This is a genomic window from Pseudomonas sp. NGC7 (assembly GCF_047159675.1).
Lineage (GTDB): Bacteria > Pseudomonadota > Gammaproteobacteria > Pseudomonadales > Pseudomonadaceae > Aquipseudomonas > Aquipseudomonas kermanshahensis.
Window position 1 is genome coordinate 304286 of the sequence record NZ_BAAFZY010000001.1, and the last position, 21692, is coordinate 325977.

19 protein-coding genes are annotated in these 21692 nt (G+C 62.7%); 6 read left to right on the forward strand and 13 right to left on the reverse strand.

The window, feature by feature from the left end:
* Positions 1–123 precede the first annotated feature (123 nt).
* Positions 124–2019 carry a phosphodiesterase DibA gene (gene dibA, locus ACMCNM_RS01365; protein WP_412763824.1) on the forward strand — a complete coding sequence of 632 codons (1896 nt, stop codon included), beginning with the start codon at positions 124–126 and terminating at the stop codon, positions 2017–2019.
* 134 nt (positions 2020–2153) lie between these two features.
* Here the strand turns inward: dibA and ACMCNM_RS01370 are convergent, their stop codons facing one another.
* The 9 genes from ACMCNM_RS01370 to tcyJ all read right to left on the reverse strand — a co-directional run bounded on the left by ACMCNM_RS01370 (position 2154) and on the right by tcyJ (position 11126).
* The gene (locus ACMCNM_RS01370; RefSeq protein ID WP_008096606.1) at positions 2154–2798 is read right to left on the reverse strand and encodes a methionine ABC transporter permease; all 645 of its coding nucleotides are present in this window, start codon (positions 2796–2798) and stop codon (positions 2154–2156) included.
* Positions 2788–3897 (reverse strand): methionine ABC transporter ATP-binding protein, encoded by a 1110-nt coding sequence (locus tag ACMCNM_RS01375; RefSeq protein ID WP_412763825.1) that lies wholly within the window; start codon positions 3895–3897, stop codon positions 2788–2790. Before ACMCNM_RS01375 ends, ACMCNM_RS01370 begins: the two co-directional genes overlap by 11 nt.
* A gap of 1 nt (position 3898) precedes the next feature.
* Positions 3899–4699: a MetQ/NlpA family ABC transporter substrate-binding protein gene (locus ACMCNM_RS01380; RefSeq protein ID WP_412763826.1), complete on the reverse strand. Its 801-nt coding sequence runs from the start codon at positions 4697–4699 to the stop codon at positions 3899–3901.
* Positions 4692–6083: an LLM class flavin-dependent oxidoreductase gene (locus ACMCNM_RS01385; protein WP_412763827.1), complete on the reverse strand. Its 1392-nt coding sequence runs from the start codon at positions 6081–6083 to the stop codon at positions 4692–4694. The genes ACMCNM_RS01380 and ACMCNM_RS01385 overlap by 8 nt, the downstream gene beginning before the upstream one ends.
* On the reverse strand, positions 6083–7264 hold the full coding sequence (locus ACMCNM_RS01390; RefSeq protein WP_412763828.1) for an SfnB family sulfur acquisition oxidoreductase: 1182 nt from the start codon (positions 7262–7264) through the stop codon (positions 6083–6085). The genes ACMCNM_RS01385 and ACMCNM_RS01390 overlap by 1 nt, the downstream gene beginning before the upstream one ends.
* 134 nt (positions 7265–7398) lie before the next feature.
* Positions 7399–8640: an SfnB family sulfur acquisition oxidoreductase gene (locus ACMCNM_RS01395; protein ID WP_099452616.1), complete on the reverse strand. Its 1242-nt coding sequence runs from the start codon at positions 8638–8640 to the stop codon at positions 7399–7401.
* Positions 8641–8905: 265 nt separating this feature from the next.
* Positions 8906–9664, reverse strand: a complete 759-nt coding sequence (gene tcyN, locus ACMCNM_RS01400; protein WP_085273875.1) for an L-cystine ABC transporter ATP-binding protein TcyN — start codon at positions 9662–9664, stop codon at positions 8906–8908.
* Between the two features lie 2 nt (positions 9665–9666).
* Positions 9667–10335 carry a cystine ABC transporter permease gene (gene tcyL, locus ACMCNM_RS01405; protein WP_085273874.1) on the reverse strand — a complete coding sequence of 223 codons (669 nt, stop codon included), beginning with the start codon at positions 10333–10335 and terminating at the stop codon, positions 9667–9669.
* Positions 10332–11126, reverse strand: coding sequence for a cystine ABC transporter substrate-binding protein (tcyJ, locus tag ACMCNM_RS01410; protein ID WP_027595169.1), 795 nt, complete (start codon positions 11124–11126; stop codon positions 10332–10334). The genes tcyL and tcyJ overlap by 4 nt, the downstream gene beginning before the upstream one ends.
* 270 nt (positions 11127–11396) lie before the next feature.
* Here tcyJ and epsC point away from each other — a divergent pair, with 270 nt between their 5' ends.
* Together epsC and betT are read left to right on the forward strand one after the other, a co-directional pair.
* Positions 11397–12329: a serine O-acetyltransferase EpsC gene (epsC, locus tag ACMCNM_RS01415; RefSeq protein WP_186681849.1), complete on the forward strand. Its 933-nt coding sequence runs from the start codon at positions 11397–11399 to the stop codon at positions 12327–12329.
* Positions 12330–12584: 255 nt separating this feature from the next.
* The gene (gene betT / locus ACMCNM_RS01420) at positions 12585–14546 is read left to right on the forward strand and encodes a choline transporter BetT (RefSeq protein ID WP_172960398.1); all 1962 of its coding nucleotides are present in this window, start codon (positions 12585–12587) and stop codon (positions 14544–14546) included.
* Between the two features lie 114 nt (positions 14547–14660).
* Here the strand turns inward: betT and tauD are convergent, their stop codons facing one another.
* The 4 genes from tauD to tauA are packed head-to-tail and all read right to left on the reverse strand — an operon-like array spanning position 14661 to position 18149.
* Positions 14661–15494 (reverse strand): taurine dioxygenase, encoded by an 834-nt coding sequence (tauD, locus tag ACMCNM_RS01425; protein ID WP_085273873.1) that lies wholly within the window; start codon positions 15492–15494, stop codon positions 14661–14663.
* A 45-nt stretch (positions 15495–15539) separates the two neighbouring features.
* Positions 15540–16379, reverse strand: coding sequence for a taurine ABC transporter permease TauC (tauC, locus tag ACMCNM_RS01430; protein ID WP_099428066.1), 840 nt, complete (start codon positions 16377–16379; stop codon positions 15540–15542).
* Positions 16376–17164, reverse strand: a complete 789-nt coding sequence (gene tauB / locus ACMCNM_RS01435) for a taurine ABC transporter ATP-binding subunit (RefSeq protein WP_412763829.1) — start codon at positions 17162–17164, stop codon at positions 16376–16378. Before tauB ends, tauC begins: the two co-directional genes overlap by 4 nt.
* A 13-nt stretch (positions 17165–17177) precedes the next feature.
* Positions 17178–18149 (reverse strand): taurine ABC transporter substrate-binding protein, encoded by a 972-nt coding sequence (tauA, locus tag ACMCNM_RS01440; RefSeq protein ID WP_085273871.1) that lies wholly within the window; start codon positions 18147–18149, stop codon positions 17178–17180.
* 499 nt (positions 18150–18648) lie between these two features.
* Between tauA and ACMCNM_RS01445 the strand changes: the two genes are divergently transcribed.
* The 3 genes from ACMCNM_RS01445 (at position 18649) to ssuE (ending at position 21676) form a co-directional block, all read left to right on the forward strand.
* Complete coding sequence (locus tag ACMCNM_RS01445) at positions 18649–19977, forward strand: OprD family porin (RefSeq protein ID WP_085273870.1); 1329 nt, start codon at positions 18649–18651, stop codon at positions 19975–19977.
* A gap of 164 nt (positions 19978–20141) precedes the next feature.
* Positions 20142–20780, forward strand: a complete 639-nt coding sequence (locus ACMCNM_RS01450) for a peroxiredoxin (protein ID WP_027595177.1) — start codon at positions 20142–20144, stop codon at positions 20778–20780.
* A gap of 302 nt (positions 20781–21082) precedes the next feature.
* Positions 21083–21676, forward strand: coding sequence for an NADPH-dependent FMN reductase (gene ssuE, locus ACMCNM_RS01455; protein WP_027595178.1), 594 nt, complete (start codon positions 21083–21085; stop codon positions 21674–21676).
* The last annotated feature ends 16 nt before the right edge of the window (positions 21677–21692 follow it).

Consider the following 21692-nt stretch of genomic DNA (forward strand, 5'->3'; position numbering starts at 1 on the left):
AGGGGAAGGGTCTGATTATCCCTTGGCAGGGAAATAAAACCAGTCACCCTTTCAGATAGGACGTCACGACATGTTTCACCCTTTATAATGCGCGCTCTTCGTTCATGGGCTATTCCACCCGACATGTCTGTTTCCGTTCGCGACGCCTTGCGCATGGCTGCGCTCTATGTGGTGCTGTCGATCCTCTGGCTGGTGCTGGCGGAGATGCTCCTGCATGGTATGACTGACGACCCGCTGGCACTGACGGTGGGGCGGCAGATCAATGTGGTGATTTGGGTCTTGTTCAGCGCGGTGCTGATTTTCGTGTCGCGGGCACGGCTGCTCAATTTCATCGGCATTGGCGCGCGCCTGCGCTGCGAAGACCGCGAGCGGCTGCGCATGGCGGCGGCGGTGTTCGACAGTACCCTCGAAGGGGTGCTGGTGACTGACCGCCAAGGCCTGATCGTGCACGTCAACCGCGCCTTCATGCGTATCACCGGCTACCAGCAGGACGAGGTCATTGGCCAGCGCCCGAACAAATTCAAGTCGGGCCGCCATGGCGCGTCGTTCTATCAGCAGATCTTTGCCACCCTGGCCAAAAAGGGCGAATGGAGCGGCGAGATCTGGAACCGCCGAAAAAGCGGCGAGATCTACCCGCAATGGCAGACGATCTGCGCCATACGCGATGACGCTGGCGAGCTGAGCCATTACGTGGCGGTTTTCAGCGACATCAGTGCGATCAAGCATACCGAGCAGGAATTGGCCTACCTGGCCCATCACGACCCGCTGACCGGCCTGCCCAACCGCCTGCTGTTCACCGACCGCGTCGAGCAGGCGCTGGTGACGGCGCAAGCCAACAAACGCGGTTGCGGTTTGCTGCTGCTCGACCTGGATCATTTCCAGAGCATCAACGACGGCCTTGGCCACACCATCGGCGATCAGTTGCTCAAGCTGGTGGGCGAGCGCCTGGGCGAGGTGGTGGGCAATGGGGTGACCCTGGCGCGGCTGGGGGGGGACGAGTTCGGTGTACTGGCCGAGAACTGCCAGCAAGTCGGCCAGGCGGGCAAGCTGGCGCAACGCATCATCGAGCGTATGCGCGAGCCGTTCGTGTTTGATGGCCATCGCCTGTTCATCAGTGTCAGCGTCGGCATCAGCCTGTTCCCCAGCGATGCGCTGGGCACCGAGCAGCTGCTGCGCAATGCCGACGCGGCACTGTTCAAGGCCAAGAGCAGCGGGCGCGCCTGCTATGCGCTGTACACCGAAGAGCTGACCGCGCACGCCCAGCACCGGGTGGAAACCGCCGGCGAGCTGCGCCGTGCCTTGGAGCAGGATGAACTGCGGGTGTACTTCCAGCCGGTGCATGACCTGGCCACGGCCGAGCGGGTAGGGGTCGAGACCCTGGTGCGCTGGGCGCATCCCCAGCGCGGCCTGGTGCCGCCGAGCGAGTTCATACCGATCGCCGAGCGCACCGGGTTGATTGCCGAAATCGACACTTGGGTGCTGCGTCAGGCTTGCCTGCAGATGGTGCAGTGGCAGCGCGAAGGCCGGCAGCTGGCGTTCGTCGCGGTGAATATCTCAAGCCGACTGTTTGGCCAGCACGCGTTGTATCGGCAGGTGGCCGAAGTGCTGCACGAAACCGGCCTGGCCCCGGCGATGTTGGAGCTGGAAGTCACCGAGAGTGCGGTGATGGAAGACCCGGAAGTGGCGCTGGAGCAGCTGCATCGCCTGCGTGAACTGGGCGTGACCTTGGCGATCGACGACTTTGGCACGGGGTATTCGTCGTTGCTGCGGCTCAAGCGTTTGCCGGTGCAGAAGCTGAAGATCGATCAGGGCTTTGTCGCGGGCCTGCCTCATGACGATGACGACATCGCGATCGTGCGGGTGATCATTGCCCTGGCCCGCAGCATGGGCATGCAAGTGCATGCCGAGGGCATCGAGCAGCAAGAGCAGGCCAGCTTCCTGCTGCAGGAGCAGTGCCAGCTGGGCCAGGGTTACTGGTTCGGCCGGCCGGTGCCGGCGCAAGACCTAGATTGGGCGTGATGGGGGCGCCTGTGAGATCCTGGGGCTGCTTCGCATCCCATTCGCGACGCTAGGCCGCTCCTACAAGACCCGCGCCGCCTATTGAAGCAGCCTTGCCGGGGCGCCGCACCGGCAGGAAAAGGGCCCCTAACAACTCACCGCTTGTTCAACCCCTTCGCCAGCCGATCCCCACCCAGTTGAATCAACGCCACCAACGCCACCAGCATGGCGATTACGGTCAGCATGATCTGGCTGTCGAAGCGCTGGTACCCATACCGGTAGGCAATGTCGCCCAGCCCACCGGCGCCAATCGCCCCGGCCATGGCTGACGAGTTGATCAAGGTCACCAGGGTAATGGTGAACCCCCCGACGATGCCGGGGAGCGCCTCGGGCAGCAGCACATGCCAGACGATGTGCCAGCGACGGCAGCCCATGGCTTGCGCTGCTTCCACCAGGCCGTGGTCCACTTCGCGCAAGCTCACCTCGGCAATCCGGGCAAAGAAGGGGGTGGCGGCGATGGTCAGCGGCACCACGGCCGCCCACACACCATAGGTGGTGCCTACCACCAGGCGGGTGAAGGGGATCAGCGCGACCATCAGGATCAGAAACGGGATCGAGCGGAACAGGTTGACGAACGCGCCCAGCACCCGGTTCAGCAGCGGTGCCTCGAAGATGCCGCCCTTGTCGCTGGTGACCAGCAGCACCGCCATCGGTACACCGACCAACAGCGCGATCAGCGACGACACGCCGACCATCAGCAGGGTGTCGAGCAAGCCTTCAAGCAGGCGATCAAACCACATGGCCCAGTACCTCCACGTCTTCGGCCCAACGGCGGGCACGCTCCAGCAATTGGTGGGTGTCGTGTGGCGAATGCTGCACCGACAGGATCAACTGCCCAAGGGCATGCTCACCGATGGTTTCAACGCCACCTTGCAGCAGGCGCACGCGGCCGCCGAGGTCGGTGAACAGGGCAGAAAGCTCCGGCTCGCCGAGCAAGGTCAGCTTGAGCACCACGGCGCTGTCGCGGCTTTGCGGGCTGGCCTTGAGGCTGGCCTGCAAAGTCGCGGGCAGCTTGGCCTGCAAGGGCGCGAGCAAGGTCCGCGTCACTTCATGGCGCGGTGTGCCGAATACCCGCCAGACTTCCCCTTGCTCGACCACTTCGCCGCGCTCCAGCACCACCACGCGGTGGCAGATATCGCGGATTACCGCCATTTCATGGGTGATCAGCACGATGGTCAGGCCCAGGCGCTGGTTGATGTCACGTAGCAGTTCAAGGATCGAGGCCGTGGTTTCAGGGTCGAGTGCCGAGGTGGCCTCGTCGCACAAAAGGATCTCGGGGTCGTGCACCAGCGCCCGGGCGATGCCGACGCGTTGCTTTTGCCCGCCCGACAACTGCGCGGGGTAGACGTGGTGCTTTTCCTGCAGGCCGACCAGCTCCAGCAGTGCGCGCACCTTGCGCTGGCGCTCGGCCTTGGGCACGCCGGCCACTTTCAGCGGCAGTTCGACGTTTTGCCACACGGTCTTGGCCGACATCAGGTTGAAGTGCTGGAAGATCATGCCGATGCGCCGGCGCAGCGCAACCAAGCGGTCCTCGTCGAAGGACGCGATGTCCACCTGGTCGATCAGCACGCGGCCCTGGCTGGGTTGTTCCAGGCGGTTGATGGTACGCAGCAGCGACGACTTGCCGGCGCCGCTGCGGCCGATGATGCCGAAGATCTCGCCATGGCGGATGTTCAGGTCGATGCCTTGCAAGGCAGGCTGAGCCTGGCCAGGGTAGGTCTTGCCGAGGCCGATGAAGCGCACGTGGGCTTCGTTGACCTCTGGGCGCAGGGCCTGTTCCTTGGCCGTTGGCGGCAATGGTTGCGGTGTCGGCGCCCTGAGCGCGCTGGCCTGGCTCATGTCAGCCCTCCCAACCGGCCTGGTAGAGGTTGCCGTGGGCTTTGTTCAAGGCCGCGCGCACCGCGGGCGAGTGTTGGTAGATATCGACGAACTTAGCCAGGCGCGGGTCGTCCTTGCTTTGCGGGCGAATGACGAACTGGATCACGTACTCTTTGTTTTCCAGGCCATCGAACAGCAGCGCGGAGGTGGCGTCGAAGCTGTTGGCCAAGCGGATGTAGGCCGGGTAGCCCTGGACCAGGTCAGCGTCATCATAGGCGCGCACCAGTTGCACCGCCTCGACCTGAAGGATTTTAAGGTGCTTGGGGTTGGCGATGATGTCGTCTTCCGTGGCCTTGTAGCCGACCCCAGGTTTAAGCGTGATCAGCCCCGCCTTGGCCAGTAGCTGCAGGCCACGGCCGCTGTTGATCGGGTCGTTGGCGATGGCCACGCTGGCGCCTTCGGGCAGCTCGGCGAAGCTTTTGTACTTTTTCGAGTACAGGCCGACGTTGTTGATGATGCCTGGCGCGTAGGGCACCAGGTTGAAGCCCGCAGCAGCCTTGGCGTTTTCCAGGAACGGGATGTGCTGGAAGTAGTTCACGTCGATGTCGCCGCTGTTGAGGCTGACATTGGGGGCTATCCAGTCGCTGAACTCAATCAGCTTCACGTCCAGGCCTTGCTTGTGGGCTTCTTCCACGGCGGTTTCCAGGGGAATCGCAAAGGCGGAGGTGGTACCGATTTTCAACGGCTCGGCGGCGAAGGCGCTGGCGGACAGGCCAAGGGTGAGCGCAATGGCCGCGACGGGCCGGAACAGTTTCTCAAGCATGGTGCAGGGCTCCAGTCGGGGCAGGGGTTGGGGTAAAGCGGTAGCGCGAGCCGGGATGGCTGGCGGGCAGGTGCGGGTGGTCGGTATCGAACAACTTCTCGCGCAGGGTGCCCTCGGCGTAGGCGGTCTTGTAGCGGCCACGCTGTTGTAGCTGCGGGATGACCAGGTCGATGAAGTCCTCAAAGCTTTCTGGGGTGACGGTACGAGTTAGGTTGAAGCCGTCCAGCCCGGTTTCGTCGAGCCAGGCGATCAGGGCATCGGCGACCTGTTCAGGGCTGCCGACCAGGGTCACGTAGCGCCCGCCCAGGGCGTGCTGATCAAGCAGGCGGCGGCGGGTCCAGGCGTTTTCCTGCAGCTGGCGCGTGGCCGACTGGATGGCGTTGCCCTTGCTGAAGCCGATCGGCTCGTCCAGCCCATAGGCCGCAAAGTCGATGCCGGTGGAGGCGGCAAAGTGCGCCACGCCGGCCTCGGGGCTGGCATGGCGAAGGTACTCGGCATGCTTGGCTTGGGCCTGTTGCTCAGTGGGGGCGACGATCACCGTGATGCCCATGAACACCTTGACCGACTGCGGATCGCGGCCCGCTGCCTTGGCGGCCGCGCGCACCTTGTCGACCTGGGCGCGGGTGGCGGTTTTGTCCTGGCCGCTGATGAACACGCACTCGGCATGGTTGCCGGCAAAGGCGAGGCCGCGCGGGGAACTGCCCGCCTGGAACAACACCGGTGTGCGTTGCGCTGAGGGCTCGCACAGGTGGTAGCCCTCGACGTTGTAGAACTCGCCGTGGTGGCTGACCTTGCGCACCTTGTCGGGCTGGGCGTAGACGCGCTGCTCGCGGTCGGCGACCACGGCATCGTCAGCCCAGCTGCCTTCGAGCAGCTTGTATAGCACCTGCAGGTACTCCTCGGCCTGGTCGTAGCGCCGATCATGCTCGGGTTGCTGCGCCAGGCCCATGGCGCGGGCCGCGCTGTCGAGGTAGCCGGTGACGATGTTCCAGCCGACCCGGCCATTGGTGAGGTGGTCGAGCGTGGAGAGGCGCCGGGCGAACAGGTAAGGCGCCTCGTAGGTGAGGTTGGCGGTAAGGCCGAAGCCCAGGTTGCGGGTGACGGCAGCCATGGCCGAGACCAACAGCAGGGGGTCGTTGACGGGTAGCTGGATCGACTCCTTGAGCGTTACCTCCAGCGACTGGCCATAGATGTCGTAGGTGCCGACGATGTCGGCGATGAACAGGCCGTCGAACAAGCCCCGTTCCAGCAGGCGTGCCAGGTCGGTCCAGTATTCAAGCGTTTTGTACTGGGTCGAGGTGTCCCGCGGGTGGGTCCACAGGCCATGGTTGATGTGCCCGATGCAGTTCATGTTGAAGGCATTGAGCAGAATCTGCTTGGCCATCAGATCGTCCCCCGGCGCGGCGGGTTTTCGTTGTTTAGGTAGTAGTTGCCGATGGCGTGGTACTTCCAGCGCACTGGGTCGTGCAGGGTGTGCACGCGGGCGTTGCGCCAGTGGCGGTCGAGATTGTGCTCGGCGAGGGTGGCCTGGCTGCCGGCCAGTTCGAACAGCGTGGTGCTGGCGGCGAGGGAAATCTCGGTGCTGATGGCGCGTGCTTCGGCCACGGCAATGGAGGCGGCGGCGACGTTGTCGACGCTGCTGTCTTGCTGGGCGCGGTCGAGGTATTCACCGGCGCGTTCGAGCAGGGCTTCGGTGGCGTGCAGGCGGATCGCCAGTTGGCCGAAGCTTTTCAGGGTCAAGGGGTCTTCGCTGGCCTTGTCCAGGCCCGAGTCGACCCAGGGGCGGCTGCGGGTGCGCACGAAGTGCAGGGCATCTTCGTAGGCGGCGCGAGCGATGCCAGTGTCGATGGCAGCGTGGAGAATCTGTGCCAGTGGGCCGACCGGGGTCGGGCGTTCGAAGGCGCTCTGGAAGGGGACTACGTCTTTGGCGCTGACCCACACGTTGTCGAATACCACCGAACCACTGCCGGTGGTGCGCTGGCCGAAGCCGCTCCAGTCGTCGATCACCTGCAGGCCTTGGCTGTCGGCAGGGACGAAGGCCAATTGTTGCACGCCATCGTCATCGATCACCGAGGTCGGGATGCGCTGGGCGTAAAGGGCACCGGTGGAATAGAACTTGCGGCCATTGATACGGAACCCATCACCGTCGCGGCTCAGGCGGGTGGTGCGGTCGTTGGCGGTCTTGGTACCCAGTTCGGCCAAGGCATTGCCAAAGCGCCGGCCGGCCAGCACTTCGGCGTACAGGCGTTGCTGTTGTTCAGGGCTGCCGTTTACCCGCAGCACTTCCAGGGCATAGAAGTGGTTTTGCGGGATCTGCCCCAAGGAGCCATCGGCCTGGGCGATGCGGGCGATGACTTTGGCCAGGGTGACGTTGGACACACCGGCGCCGCCGAAGGCCTTGGGCACGCTGATGGCCCACAGGCCGGAGCGGGTGAACAGGTCCAGTTCGGCGTGGGGCAGGCGACGCTCGCGGTCGCGCAGGGCGCTGTCGCGGCGCAGTTGCTGGGCGATATCTTCGGCGATGGCCAGGGCTTGGGTGTCGCTGGTGATGATGTTTGTGGTCATGGTGTTTCTCCGGGGGCCGCTGTGCGGCCCATTCGCGGGGCAAGCCCGCTCCCACAGACACACTGCACTGATCTCAGGTGTGGGAGCGGGCTTGCCCCGCGAATGGGCTGCGCAGCAGCCCCAAAGGCTGCAAATCAGATCCAGGAATGCCGCGCAGGCAGGCTGCCGTTCAGGTGGTAAGCGCCCACCGCGTGGTACTTCCAGCGCACCGGGTCATGCAGGGTATGCACGCGGGCGTTGCGCCAGTGGCGGTCGAGGTTGAACTCGGCCAGGGTGGCGCGGCTGCCGGCCAGCTCAAACAGCTTTTCGCTGGCCTGCAACGAGACCTCGGTGGTCAGCACCTTGGCTTCGGCCACGGCGATCGAAGCGCGGGCCGCAGAGGCAGCGTCGATGGGGGCGGCATTGACCTCATCGAGCACCCGCGCCGCCTTGCGTAGCAGCGCCTCGGCAGCGTGCAGCTCGAGCTTGAGGCGGCCGATGTCGGCGATCACGTACGGGTCGTCGCTGGCGCGCTCGACCTTGGCGTCGATCCAGGGCCGCGATTTGTCGCGCACAAAGCTGATGGCATCATCGATGGCCGCTTCGGCGATACCGGCGTCGATGGCTGCCTGGATCAACTGCGAAGCCGCGCCCTGGATATTCGGCGTGTCACGCTGGCGCCAGTTGTCGATCACCAGTTCCGCATCGACCGGCACCTGGTCGAGCAGCACGGTGCCGCTGGCGGTGGTGCGTTGGCCGAACCCAGACCAGTCATCGACGATGCGCAGCCCAGGGCTGCCGCGGCGGACGAAGGCCAGGCGCTGGCGGCCTTCGTCGTCCAGCGCCTTGACCGCCACCCAGTGGGCGTACAGGGCGCCCGTGGAGTAGAACTTTTCACCACTGATGCGATAACCGTCGCCTGCGCGGGTGATCTTCGCCTTCAGAGTCAGGGTGTCTTTGGTGCCGCGCTCGGGGCCGGCATTGCCGATGCGCCAGCCGTCCAGCACGCTGCGGAAGATCACCGCCTGCTGTGCCTCGGTGGCGGTCAGGCGCAGCAACTGCAGCATGCCGAACTGGTTCTGCGGGATCTGCCCCAGGGCCGGGTCGGCGGCACTGATCAGGCGGAAGACTTCCGCCACAGTTTCGAACGAGACATCGGGGCCGCCATAGGCCTTGGGTACGCTGATGCTGCCCAGGCCGCTGCGGGTGAACTGCTCGATCTCTGCCCACGGCAGTTTGCGTTGCTGGTCGCGGCGTGCGGCCTGCTCACGGGCCACGTCGGCCAGTTCGCGTGCGGCTTGCAGGGCCTCGGCGTCGTTGCGCAGCACCTTGGCTGGCAGCAGCAGGGGCGAGCTGTCGACGTCGCTGTGGAAAAGGGTATTTGGCTGGCTGGACATCAGTACCGCTCCTTGGCTGCACTCAATGCCCTGGCGATACGCACTGGGGTGATTGTGATCCTGACCATTCCTAACCTCACAAAAGTAGATGCGTCGCTTCAGCTGATGGCGACAGACGTTTGCTGGTCCGGTGGTCCGGTGTATATACCCTAATGGCTTATCAAAAGATTATGAACTAACCTTTTGGAATATATATAGAAGTTGAGATTTGCGCAGGAGGTGCCGGCTTCTTCGCGGGCTTGCCCGCGAAGAGGCCAGTACAGGTTTATTCCGAAGCTGCGGTGCCGAGGAACTTGCGCAAGAACTGCCGGGTACGCTCTTCCTTGGGCGCCGCAAACAGCGCCTTGGCTTCACCCTGTTCGACGATCACCCCCTTGTCGAAGAAGATCACCCGGTTCGCCACATCACGGGCAAAACTCATCTCGTGGGTAACGATGATCATGGTGCGCTTCTCTTCGGCCAGGCCGCGGATGGTGGCGAGCACTTCGCCAACCAGCTCCGGGTCGAGCGCCGAGGTCGGTTCGTCAAACAGAATCACCTCAGGCTCCATCGCCAGGGCACGGGCAATCGCTACCCGCTGCTGCTGGCCACCGGAAAGGCGCCGCGGGTAGGCGTCTTCCTTGCCCGCCAGGCCTACCTTGGCCATCAGCTTGCGGCCCAGGGCAATGGCCTGGTCGCGGGGCGTCTTCTTGACGATCACCGGGCCCTCGATGACGTTTTCCAGGGCGGTGCGGTGGGGGAACAGGTTGAAGTTCTGGAACACGAAACCGGCCTGCTGACGCAACCGGCGAATCGCGCTCTGCTGCCCACCCAGCGGGCGATTGGCATCGATGCTGATGGCGCCGATCTGGATCTGCCCGGCGTCGGGGGTTTCCAGCAGGTTGAGGCAGCGCAGGAAGGTGGTCTTGCCCGAGCCGCTGGGGCCGATGATGGCGACCACTTCGCCTGGCTGCACGGTCAGGTCGATGCCATTGAGCACGGTCTGGCCCTTGAATTGCTTGGACAGGCCTTTAACTACGATCATGCTCAATGCTCCTGGTCATGCTGGTTGACCCGCGCTTCCATGCGGTTCTGGAAGTGCGCGAGGATACTGCAGAGGATCCAGTAGATAACCGCCACAGCCAGGTACATGGTGAAGACTTCGAAGGTGCGCGCGGTAATCAGCTGGGCCTGGCGGAACAGCTCGGGCACCTGGATGGTCGCCGCCAGGGCGGTGTCCTTGACCAGCGAGATGAAGCTGTTGCCCAGCGGCGGCAAGGCTGTACGCAGGGCTTGCGGCAGGATGGCCCGGCGCATGGCCTGGGTGCGGGTCATGCCAATGCTGGCAGCGGCTTCCCACTGGCCACGGTCGATCGAGGAAATCGCCGCACGCAGGATTTCGCAGATGTAAGCTGCCATGTTCAGCGACAGGCCGATCAGCGAGGCCGGGATGGGGTCGAGTTCGATACCGATCTGCGGCATGCCGAAATAGATCACGAACAGCTGCACCAGCAGCGGCGTGCCCCGGAAGAACGACACGTAGATGCGTGCCAGCCAGTCCAGCGGCAACATCTTCGACAGCCGCATCAGCGCCAGGGCAAACCCCAGCACCAGGCCGAAGAACATGCCACCGACACTGAGCAGCACCGTATAACCCGCGCCCTTCAGCAGGAAGGGCGTGGAATCGACAACGAGTTGCAGGCTTTCAGGGATCATTTAGTGACATCGGCACCGAAGTATTTTTCCGACAGCTTGGCCAGCGTGCCGTCGGCCTTGAGCTTGTCGATGGCCTTGTTGAGGGCCGCCAGCAACTCAGGTTCGCCTTTGCGCAGGGCCACGCCGCTTTCCAGGCGCGAGAAGGCGTCGCCGGCAAGCTCGGTGTCCTTGGCTTTTTGCGCGTATTCCAGTGCGGCCAGGCGGTCGATCAGGATCGCGTCGATGCGGCCGTTGCGCAGGTCGGCGAATTTGCTCGGGTCGTCTTCATAGGTGCGCACGTCTGCTTGCGGAACATCTTGCTTGACCCATTGCTCGTAGTTGGTGCCCAGGCCTACGCCGACTTTCTTGCCAGCCAGGTCAGCCGCTTTGTGGATGTTCAGCTGCTCGGCCTTCTTCTTCAGGATCAGCGCCTGGATGCCGGAAATGGTGTAGGGCTCGGAGAAGTCGTACTTCTTCTTGCGCTCTTCGGAAATGGTCACTTGGTTGATCACCACGTCCAGACGCTTGGATTCCAGCGCGGCGAGGATCCCATCCCATTTGGTCGGTTGAACCTTGGCTTTGACCCCGAGCTCCTTGGCCAACAGCTCGGAGAGTTCAACCTCGAAGCCGGTCAGGTTTCCGTCTGCGTTGACGAAGCTGAACGGTGGGTAGGTGCCTTCCAGGCCGACGTTGATCACGCCCTTTTCCTGAATGGTCTTCAATTGCTCGCCGGCGAAGGCCTGGCTGAGCAGGCCGGCACCCAGCAGGATGGCCAGGCTGGCGTTGAGTAGCGGTTTGGCGAATTTCGACATGTCAGGCCCCGCGCTTGGTGTGGAAGTAGTGGGTGGCGACTATAAAGTTGGCCGCTTAGGCCAGGAAATAATAAAAAATTATCTTATTATTCCGTTTTGTTTTTCTGCCGAGTGAAGTCAGCTTTGAGGGTAGGCCAGGATACTGGCGCCGTCATCGCGGCTTATGCCCGACTTAGCGCAGGATGGAATAAAGCGTTGTTTTTTCCAAGGGATGGATTTGCCGTAGAGTGGATTGCATAACGACAGATTGGCCCCAGGCAGGAGAACATCGTGAGCGAACAACCAACATCCGCGCATTGGCAGCTGCACAGCATCGTCAGTGGTTTGCGCAGCGCCCGTGAGCAATGGCGCAGCCGCAATGGCCGCAGCATTGGCGAGCAGGGCGGGCGCGAACTGCCCTCTCGCGAGGCCATGCGGCAGATTCTCGAGCAGTTGTGCGGGGCGCTGTTCCCGATGCGCCTTGGGCCGGTCGACCTGCGCGAAGAGAGTGAAGATTTTTACGTAGGGCACACCCTGGATGCCGCCCTGACCGCATTGCTGGCCCAGGCCCGCCTGGAGCTGCGCTACGCCGCCCGGCAGAGCCAGGGTGACTTGGTGTCCGTCGATGCCCAGGCACTGCGGCTGATCCAGGATTTTGCCGCGGCGCTGCCCAACCTGCGGGTATTGCTCGACACCGACGTGCTGGCCGCCTACCACGGTGACCCGGCGGCGCGCAGTGTCGATGAGGTGCTGCTGTGCTACCCAGGCATCCTCGCCATCATCCATCACCGCCTGGCGCATCACTTGTACCAGGCTGGTTTGCCGCTGCTGGCGCGTATCAGTTCGGAGCTGGCGCATTCGGCGACCGGTATCGACATCCACCCCGGCGCGCAGATCGGCCCGAGCTTCTTCATCGACCACGGCACCGGCGTGGTGATTGGCGAGACCGCGATCATCGGCGAGCGGGTACGTATCTACCAGGCGGTGACACTGGGCGCCAAGCGCTTCCCAAGCGATGAGTCGGGGACCCTGCACAAAGGGCTGCCGCGCCACCCGATCGTCGAGGACGACGTGGTGATCTATGCGGGGGCGACGATCCTGGGGCGCATTACCATCGGCAAGGGCTCGACCATTGGCGGTAATGTGTGGCTCACCCGCAGCGTGCCGGCCGAGAGCAACATTACCCAGGCCAACCTGCAACTGGATTGCCAGGACAAGAACTGACCTGAGGTCTTTACTGGCTGTACCGGCCCTTTCGCGGGCCGGTTCAGGCATGCACCGATCAGCACCCCGGTTCGCATCAAATCCCGATCCATGGTTAACTTGAACGCTTGTTCAATGAAAAAACGCTGGTCCGCTGCCGGTGTTCAACAGGAGGATTCCTTTGCTGAACCCGTTCATTTCGAACCTTACGTCACGTGACGAGGTGCATGCCCGATGAGTGCACCGACCCCCACCCTTGCCAACGGCAAGATGCGCATGAACCCTCCGGTGTTCTATTTCGCGGCAAGTTTCATCCTCATCTTCGGCCTCATCGTCATCACCAACCCGCAAGCCGCAGGCGACTGGTTGCTGGCGGCACAGAACTGGGCGGCCAACACGGTCGGCTGGTACTACATGCTGGCGATGACGCTGTACCTGGTCTTCGTGGTGGTCACCGCCTTGTCTGGCTACGGCAAGATCAAGCTCGGTGCCGACCACGACGAACCCGAGTTCAGCTACTTGTCCTGGGCCGGCATGCTGTTTGCTGCCGGCATCAGCATCACGCTGTTCTTCTTCTGCGTGTCCGAACCGCTGACCCACATGCTGCAGCCACCCCAGGGCGAAGCAGGCACGGCAGAGGCCGGGCGCCAGGCGATGCAGATCCTGTTCCTGCACTGGGGCCTGCATGGCTGGGGCGTGTTTGCCTTCGTCGGCATGGCGCTGGCCTACTTCGCCTACCGGCATAACCTACCGCTGGCCTTGCGCTCGGCGCTGTACCCCTTGATCGGCAAGCGCATCAACGGGCCGATTGGTTACGCGGTGGATGGCTTCGGCATCATTGCCACGGTGTTCGGCCTGGGCGCTGACATGGGCTTTGGCGTGTTGCACTTGAATGCCGGCCTGGATTACCTGTTCGGGATCAGCCACAGCCAGTGGGTGCAGGTCGCGTTGATCACCCTGATGATGGGCGCGGCGGTGGCCGTGGCGGTCGCCGGGGTGGAGAAAGGCGTACGGGTGATGAGCGACATCAACCTGTTCCTGGCCTGCGCGCTGTTGCTGTTCGTGCTGTTTGCCGGCCCTACCCAGCACCTGTTCAACACGCTTATCCAGAACCTGGGAGACTACCTCGGCGCCTTGCCCCGCAAGAGCTTCGACGTCTATGCCTATGGCGAAAACCGCGACTGGCTGGGCGGCTGGACGGTGTTCTACTGGGCCTGGTGGATTGCCTGGGCGCCGTTCGTGGGCTTGTTCATTGCGCGTATTTCGCGTGGGCGCACCATCCGCGAATTCGTCTTCGGCGTGTTGCTGATTCCCCTGGGCTTCACCCTGGCGTGGATGTCGATCTTCGGCAACAGCGCGTTGGACCAGGTCATCAACCATGGCATGACCGCGCTTGGTCAATCGGCGCTGGATAACCCGTCGATGAGCCTGTACCTGCTGCTGGAGACCTACCCCTGGAGCAAGGTGGTCATCGCGACCACGGTGTTTATCAGCTTCGTGTTCTTCGTCACCTCGGCCGACTCGGGCACTGTGGTGCTGTCGACTTTGTCGGCCAAGGGTGGTGACCCGGATGAAGATGGGCCTAACTGGCTGCGGATTTTCTGGGGCGCGATGACCGCGCTGATCACCAGTGCATTGCTGTTCGCCGGCAGCATCGATTCGCTGAAGTCGGCGGTGGTGCTGACCTCGCTGCCGTTCTCGCTGATCTTGCTGTGCATGATGTGGGGGCTGCACAAGGCGTTTTACCTGGAGTCCCAGCGGCAGATTGCGCAGATGCATTCGCTGGCGCCGTTCGCTCAGTCGCGTCGCGGTCGTGGCGGCTGGCGCCAGCGCCTGAGCCAGGCCGTGCACTTCCCGTCACGCGATGAGGTGTACCGCTTCATGGACGACGTGGTGCGCCCGGCGATTGCCGATGTGCGTGAGGTGTTCGAGCAGAAGGGCCTGGTGCTGATTACCCAGGACGACCCGAGCCACGACAACGTCAGCTTGAAAGTGGGCCATGGCGAGGAGCAACCCTTCATCTACCAGGTGCAGATGCGCGGCTATTTCACGCCGTCGTTTGCGCTGGGTGGGCTGGGTGCTCAGGAGTTGAAGAACCGCCGTTATTACCGGGCGGAGGTGCACCTGAGCGAGGGCAGCCAGAACTACGACCTGGTGGGCTACAGCAAGGAGCAGATCATCAACGACATCCTCGACCAGTACGAGCGGCATATGCAGTACTTGCACCTGGTCCGCTAGACCGCTGGGGCCGCTTTGCGGCCCTTTCGCAGCACAAGGCTGCTCCTACAGGATGTGCGATCCCCTGTAGGAGCAGCCTTGTGCTGCGAATGGAGGCCAACGGCCTCCCGCGGTTCAAAACGGCGCATCCCCCAAAATCGTCGCCCGGTGCATCACCCGCCGATTCGGCCGGTAATCATCCACCGCAAAATGCTGGGTCACGCGGTTGTCCCAGAACGCCACATCATTTTCCTGCCACCGCCAGCGAATGCTGAACTCAGGCCTGGTCGCATGGGCGAACAGCAGCTTGAGCAACGCGTCGCTCTCATACTCGTTCAACTCATTGATGCGCGTGGTGAACCCTTCGTTGACGAACAGCGCCTTGCGCCCGCTGACCGGGTGCGTGCGGATCACTGGGTGTGACAGCGGCGGGTTGTTGCGCCGGGTCGCTTCCCAGCGCGCCAGGTCTTCTGGCGTGGTGCCAAAACGCTCGAGCGGGAACGACTTGGTGAAGTCATGGGTGGCCGTCAGCCCATCAAGCATTTCGCGCAGGGGCGCCGACAAGGCTTCAAGGGCGGCAATGCCACTGGCCCACAGGGTGTCGCCGCCATAGGCCGGCAGTTGCTTGGCGCTGAGCACCGCACCCAACGCCGGGGTCGGCAGGAAGGTCACGTCGGTGTGCCAGACGGCGTTGTCGCGCACGTCGGTGACCGCCGTGTCGAGCACCAGCACCTGCGGGGTTTCCGGCACGTTGGGGTAGATCGGGTGGATGTGCAGGTCACCGAAGCGGGCCGCAAAGCGGGCTTGCTGGTCTGGGTTGATCGGTTGATCGCGGAAGAACAGCACCTGGTGCTTGAGCAGCGCTTGCTCGATGGCGTCGCGCTGCTCGGTGGTGATGTCGCGGCTGATGTCCACGCCGCTGATCTGGGCGCCGAGCGCCGGGCTGAGAGGGGTGATGGTCAGGCTCATGTCGGTCTCGATCTGTTTTTACTAGGCGCCGAAATGCCGGCGTGGTCAGTGGCTTTGCCCGTGCCAGGGCACCAGCTTGCGTTGCAGCGCGCGCAGGCTCATTTCCAACGCGAAGGCGATCAGGGCGATCAGCAGAATGCCCAGCACCACCACGTCAGTGACCAGGAACTGCGCCGCCGACTGCACCATGAAGCCCAGGCCGCTGGTGGCGGCGATCAGTTCTGCGGCGACCAGGGTCGACCAGCCGACCCCAAGGCCGATGCGGATGCCGGTGAGGATGTCGGGCAAGGCGCTGGGCAGGATCACATGGCGGATCAGTTGCGCCTTGGTCGCCCCCAGCGATTGCGCGGCGCGCAGTTTGGCCGGGTCGACGGTGCGTACGCCGGTGGCGGTGGCGATGGCAATCGGGGCGAAGATCGCCAGGTAAATCAGCAACACTTTCGACAGCTCGCCGATGCCGCACCAGATGACGATGAGCGGCAGATAGGCCAGTGGCGGAATAGGGCGGTAGAACTCGATCAGCGGGTCGAGAATGCCCCGCGCCACGCGGTTGTAACCGATGGCGATGCCGACCGGGATGGCGGTCAGGGTGGCGGCGACCAGTGCCAGGCCGATACGGCCCAGGCTTGCCCCCAGGTGCTGCCACAGGCTGGCATCCATGTAGCCCTGGGTCAGTAGGGTCCAGGCCCTGGCCAGGATATCGCCGGGCGCCGGCAGGAACAGCGGCTCGATCCAGCCGGCGGCCGTCACCAGCCACCAGGCCAGCAGCAGGCTGGCCAGGGTCAGGGTGCTGATCCAGCGGGTAGCAAGCGGGCGGCGTGCCTTTTCAGCAGGCCGGGTGTGGGCGTCGCGTTTGCCGGTAACCGGCAGATCCAGGCTGCTCATGCGCGCTCCTGCAGGCTTTGGCGTTGGGAGAAGACCCGCGCCAGCACGTGCTCGCGGGTTTCGATGAAGCGTGGGTCGGACTTGATCGCCCGGGCCGGCTCGCCCGCCGCGTAGCGTTGGCCGAAGTCCAACTGCAGGCGCTCGACTACACGCCCCGGGTTGGGCGCCAGCAGCACCAGCTCGCTGGCGAGGAACACCGCTTCTTCAATGTCGTGGGTAATCAGGAACACAGGCTTTGCGGTGCGCTGCCAAACCTGCAGCAGCAGCTCTTGCATCTGCTCGCGGGTGAACGCGTCGAGCGCGCCGAACGGCTCGTCCATCAGCAGTACCCGTGGGTCGGCCGCCAGCGCCCGGGCCAGGCCGACACGCTGCTTCTGGCCACCGGACAATTGCCATATACGCCGCTCGGCAAACCCTTCCAGGTCGACCAAGGCCAGCATCTCGCGGGCCTTGGCCTCACGCTGGGCGCGCGGTACGCCGGCCAGCTCAAGGCCGAAGGCGACGTTGCCCAGCACGTTCTGCCAGGGCAGCAAGGCATCGTCCTGGAACACCACTCCGCGTTCGGCGCTGGGGCCGTTGACCGGTGTACCGTCAAGGGTGATGCGCCCGCCGCTGGGGGCGACGAAGCCGGCGATCAGGTTGAGCAGCGACGTCTTGCCGCTGCCGGATGGCCCGAGGGCCACCAGCAGCTGGCGTGGCCCCAGGCTCAGGTTGATGTCGGCCAGCACCGGGGTGCTGGCGCCAGGGTACTGTGCGCTGATGCGCTCCAGTTCGAGCAAGGCCATGACGGGCTCCGGATCAGTTTGGAAGGAACTTGGCGCTGACGTACGGCGAGTAGTCCGGCAGCACCGCGTCGACCTTGCCTTGTTGCTTGAGGAAGGTGGCGGTGTCGGTCAGCGCTTGGGTGGTCGGTGCACCCAGGGCGTTGGCCTGGTCGGCGGCCAATGGGTAGACGTTGCCTTCCAGCAGCACCGGGATATCGCTGGCCTTGGCGCCGGACAGCTTGACCAGCTTGGCCACGTTGTCCTTGTTGGCCAGCCACGCTTGTGGGTCTTTGCGGTAGTCGGCGTAGGCGTCGAGGGTGACCTTGGCGAACGCCTTGACCACGTCAGGGTGCTTGTCGGCGAAGTCCTTGCGCACGATCCAGGCGTCGAAGGTCGGTGCGCCTTTTTCGGCCAGTTCACCGGAGGTGATCAGCACCTTGCCGTTTTCCTTGGCCACGCCCAGGGCGGGGTCCCAGACGTAGGTCGCGTCGATGTCACCGCGTTTCCAGGCGGCAATGATCGCCGGTGGCGCGAGGTTGAGGATCTGTACCTTGGACGGGTCGATGTTCCAGGCCTTGAGCGCCGCCAGCAGGCTGTAGTGGCCGGTGGAAACGAAAGGCACGGCCACTTTCTTGCCGATCAGGTCTTGCGGCGTCTTGATGCTGTCGCGCGCCACCAGTGCTTCGCCCGCGCCGATCTGCGTGGCGATCAGGAAGGTCTCGACCGGCAGTTTGCGCGTTGCCGCAGCGGCCAGCGGGCTGGAACCGAGGTAGCCGATCTGCACGTCACCGCTGGCCACAGCCGTGATCACATCGGCGCCGTTGTCGAATTTGCGCCAGTCGATACTGGCCTTGCTGGCTTTTTCGTAGTCGCCATCGACCTGGGCCACTTTGGCCGGGTCAACGGTGGTTTGGTAGGCCACGGTCAAGTCGGCGGCCTGGGCCAACCAGCTGGTGCCGGCGAGGGTCAGGGCGGCGAACAGGCGCAGCGGAGCGTGCGGGATCATGGTTGAACCTCTCGTCAGGCAATCGATGTGATGGATGGCGAGAAGACTAAATGATCTAAGAAATCTAAAATAAATAACTTTTTAGAATTAGCTTAGGAGCCAAATGCTTTAAGCCGCGTGCCGTTGATGTCGCGCAATGGCGAAATCCGACAGGGCTGCTAGGCTTTTTCGTCCCTTAGAACAGTATGGAATTAGGTTATGAGCAAACGTTTGCAAATAACCAACAGTTATGAACGAATGTGCCGTTTACAACAAAAGGCAGTAAAGGTTCCTAACATATTCCGGAAAAATCTTACAAATTCATAAAACGGTCATTTTGGATTTATAGGATTGTCATTATCCTGTAGCGCAGGTGGCGTCTTAGACCAAAGTCGCGAAACGTTTAGAAACGATTGACTTCATGGTCACGCTTTGGGACTAAATCGCCAATCCACGGTGAGCGGGGCAGCAGACCCCGCCTCCAGAGATACACAAGAATTAGAACGTAGAGGAGCAAAACATGTACAAGTCCAGCCTGGCTCTGGCCGTGGCACTGGGGGTTCTCGCCCAACAAGCAGGCGCTGCCGGTTTCGTTGAAGACAGCAAACTGTCGCTCAGCTCGCGCACCATGTACTTCAACAACGACAACCGTGACGGCGGTGCTGACAACCGCGAGTCTGGCCAGGGCTTCAAGCTCGACTACCTGTCCGGTTTCACCGAAGGTACCGTTGGCTTCGGCGTCGATGTTCAGGCCCTGTGGGGTATTCACCTGGATGGCGGCCGCGGCAAGCACCCTGACAACAGCAGCTTCTTCCCGAGCGATACCGACGGGTCTGCTGTAAGCCAGTGGGCGCGTGTAGGCGGTAATGCCAAGGCTCGCTTCTCCAAGACCGAAGCCCACTTCGGTAGCGCCCTGGCGCCGAACCTGCCGATCCTGGTGGCCAACGATGGCCGTCTGCTGCCGCAGACCTTCGAGGGTGGCACCATCCAGTCGAAGGAAATCGACAACCTGACCGTCAACGCCGGTCAGCTGACCCACGCCATGGGCCGTGCTTCGAGCAACCGTACCGGCCTGTCCGTGGCGGGCGCTACCCAGGACAGCAACAAGTTCCGCTACGGCGGTCTGGACTACAAGCTCACTCCGGACCTGACCCTGCAGTACTACTACTCGAACCTGGAAGACTTCTACAAGCAGCACTTCCTGGGCGCGACTCACGTGTTCAAGATTGCTGACGACCAGTCGTTCAAGACCGACCTGCGCTACTTCGACAGCAGCAGCGACGGCAAGAACGGTGAAGCCGGCTACCGCTTCAACAACAACGGCGGTTATGCCAAGAACGCTGGCGAGGTCGACAACAAGACCTGGACCGCCATGTTCACTTACACCCTGGGCGGCCATGCGCTGATGCTCGGTCACCAGCGCGTCAACGATGACGGTGGTTTCGTCTGGCTCAACCAAGGCAGCGTCGTTGATGGCAATGGCCGCAACGAAGGCGCCGGTGGTTCCAGCTTCTACCTGTTCACCGACAGCATGATCAACCAGTTCGCCAAGGCCGGTGAAAACACCACCTTCGGTCAGTACTCGTATGACTTCGCGCGTCTGGGCGTCCCTGGCCTGAAAGCTTCGGTCTCCTACCTGAAAGGTGAAGACGGCAAGAACGCCAACGGCAACGGTACCTTCAGCGAATGGGAACGTGACGCTCGCGTCGACTACGTCATCCAGGAAGGCACCTTCAAAGGCCTGGGCGCCAGCCTGCGTCACGGTGTCTACCGTGGCACTGGCACCAGCTCGCTGGCTGACCAGGATCAGACCCGTCTGATCTTCAACTACACTTACAACTTCCTGTAAGCCGTAGCTGAACCAGAAGCCTCGCCTAGTGCGAGGCTTTTTTGTGTCTGCAATTCGGTATGCTCTGTGGTTATAAATAAATCAGTATTTATTCTTTTTGTTTTTAACTGAATGCAGGCACATTGAACTCCACAAGGCCAGAACACAGCACAGGAGCCGCACCCATGAGCCTCAAACTCGGCGACATCGCCCCCGATTTCGAACAGGATTCCAGTGAAGGCAAGATCCGCTTCCACGAGTGGCTCGGCAACAGTTGGGGTGTGCTGTTTTCCCACCCGGCCGACTTTACCCCGGTGTGCACCACCGAACTGGGCCTGACCGCCAAGCTCAAAGACGACTTCGCCCAGCGCGGCGTCAAGGCCATCGCACTGTCGGTGGACCCGGTCGACTCGCACCACAAGTGGATCGATGACATCAACGAGACCCAGAACACCGTGGTCAACTTCCCGATCATCGCCGACGCCGACCGCAAGGTATCCGACCTGTACGACCTGATTCACCCGAACGCGAACGACACCCTGACCGTGCGCTCGCTGTTCGTCATCGACCCGAACAAGAAGGTGCGCCTGACCATTACCTATCCGGCCAGTACCGGGCGCAACTTCAACGAGATTTTGCGGGTAATCGACTCGCTGCAGCTGACCGACAACTACAAGGTCGCCACGCCAGGTAACTGGCAGGACGGTGACGACGTAGTGATCGTGCCTTCGCTCAAAGACGAGGAAGAGATCAAACAGCGTTTCCCCAAAGGGTATCGGGCGGTGAAGCCTTATCTGCGCCTGACGCCGCAACCTAATCGTTAAAGGATCCACGTTGCATTGCTCTTAGCCATAGCAGGGATTTCGGGCCGTTTCGACGGCCCTTTTTTATGCCTCCGGTTTTTTGGGGCCGCTTTGCGGCCCTATCGCGACGCAAGGCCGCTCCTACAATGGAATGCGATCCCTGTGTAGGAGCGGCCTTGCGTCGCGAAAGGGCTGCGAAGCAGCCCCCAAAATCTCAAAACCATTAAAGAACCAGAAGGAATAAACAAATGAAAAAATATGATTTCTAGATATATAAACAGGCTGTTAATGTCACTTCCAACAGAACACAAGGAAGCGCTCCAATGTTGGTCGTCTCAATCGGTGGTAGCCCTGGTACCCGTTCACGCTCCGGCGTGTTGCTCGAGCGCTCGCGCCAGTGGCTGCAGCACCGTGGCGTCGAAGTAGTGACCTTCCAGGTACGTGACTTCCCCGCCGAGGACCTGCTCCATGCGCGCTTCGACAGCCCGCAGGTGCAGCACTTCCAGCAACTGGTGGCCCAGGCCGATGGCCTGATCGTCGCCACCCCGGTGTACAAGGCATCGTTCGCCGGCGCGCTGAAAACATTGCTCGACCTGCTGCCCGAACGCGCCCTGGAGCACAAGGTCGTGTTGCCCATCGCTACCGGCGGCAGCATCGCCCACATGCTGGCGGTGGATTACGCGTTAAAACCGGTGCTGTCGGCACTTAAGGCGCAAGAGACCCTGCAAGGGATCTTCGCCGACGACAGCCAGGTCGCCTACGCAGAAGGCGCCAAGGCGGCACAGCTGGCACCTGCTCTGGATGAGCGCCTGCAGGACTCGCTGGAAACCTTCCACGTTGCCCTGGCCCGTCGGCCGCGCCCCGTGGCCCCCGGCGTACTCAATGAACGCCTGATCAGTGCCCGCTGGAGCATCTGACCCGGTTCAACGGCTT

Bases quoted from the DNA above. Each gene is read 5' to 3' on its own strand.
- ACMCNM_RS01395 (WP_099452616.1), bottom strand. From the start codon at position 8,640: ATGTCCAGCCAGCCAAATACCCTTTTCCACAGCGACGTCGACAGCTCG.
- tauD (WP_085273873.1), bottom strand. From the start codon at position 15,494: ATGAGCCTGACCATCACCCCTCTCAGCCCGGCGCTCGGCGCCCAGATC.
- tauA (WP_085273871.1), bottom strand. From the start codon at position 18,149: ATGATCCCGCACGCTCCGCTGCGCCTGTTCGCCGCCCTGACCCTCGCC.
- tcyL (WP_085273874.1), bottom strand. From the start codon at position 10,335: ATGATCCCTGAAAGCCTGCAACTCGTTGTCGATTCCACGCCCTTCCTG.
- ssuE (WP_027595178.1), top strand. From the start codon at position 21,083: ATGTTGGTCGTCTCAATCGGTGGTAGCCCTGGTACCCGTTCACGCTCC.
- ACMCNM_RS01445 (WP_085273870.1), top strand. From the start codon at position 18,649: ATGTACAAGTCCAGCCTGGCTCTGGCCGTGGCACTGGGGGTTCTCGCC.
- dibA (WP_412763824.1), top strand. From the start codon at position 124: ATGTCTGTTTCCGTTCGCGACGCCTTGCGCATGGCTGCGCTCTATGTG.
- tcyN (WP_085273875.1), bottom strand. From the start codon at position 9,664: ATGATCGTAGTTAAAGGCCTGTCCAAGCAATTCAAGGGCCAGACCGTG.
- ACMCNM_RS01380 (WP_412763826.1), bottom strand. From the start codon at position 4,699: ATGCTTGAGAAACTGTTCCGGCCCGTCGCGGCCATTGCGCTCACCCTT.
- tauB (WP_412763829.1), bottom strand. From the start codon at position 17,164: ATGGCCTTGCTCGAACTGGAGCGCATCAGCGCACAGTACCCTGGCGCC.
- ACMCNM_RS01390 (WP_412763828.1), bottom strand. From the start codon at position 7,264: ATGACCACAAACATCATCACCAGCGACACCCAAGCCCTGGCCATCGCC.
- tcyJ (WP_027595169.1), bottom strand. From the start codon at position 11,126: ATGTCGAAATTCGCCAAACCGCTACTCAACGCCAGCCTGGCCATCCTG.
- tauC (WP_099428066.1), bottom strand. From the start codon at position 16,379: ATGAGCAGCCTGGATCTGCCGGTTACCGGCAAACGCGACGCCCACACC.
- ACMCNM_RS01370 (WP_008096606.1), bottom strand. From the start codon at position 2,798: ATGTGGTTTGATCGCCTGCTTGAAGGCTTGCTCGACACCCTGCTGATG.
- betT (WP_172960398.1), top strand. From the start codon at position 12,585: ATGAACCCTCCGGTGTTCTATTTCGCGGCAAGTTTCATCCTCATCTTC.
- ACMCNM_RS01450 (WP_027595177.1), top strand. From the start codon at position 20,142: ATGAGCCTCAAACTCGGCGACATCGCCCCCGATTTCGAACAGGATTCC.
- ACMCNM_RS01385 (WP_412763827.1), bottom strand. From the start codon at position 6,083: ATGGCCAAGCAGATTCTGCTCAATGCCTTCAACATGAACTGCATCGGG.
- ACMCNM_RS01375 (WP_412763825.1), bottom strand. From the start codon at position 3,897: ATGAGCCAGGCCAGCGCGCTCAGGGCGCCGACACCGCAACCATTGCCG.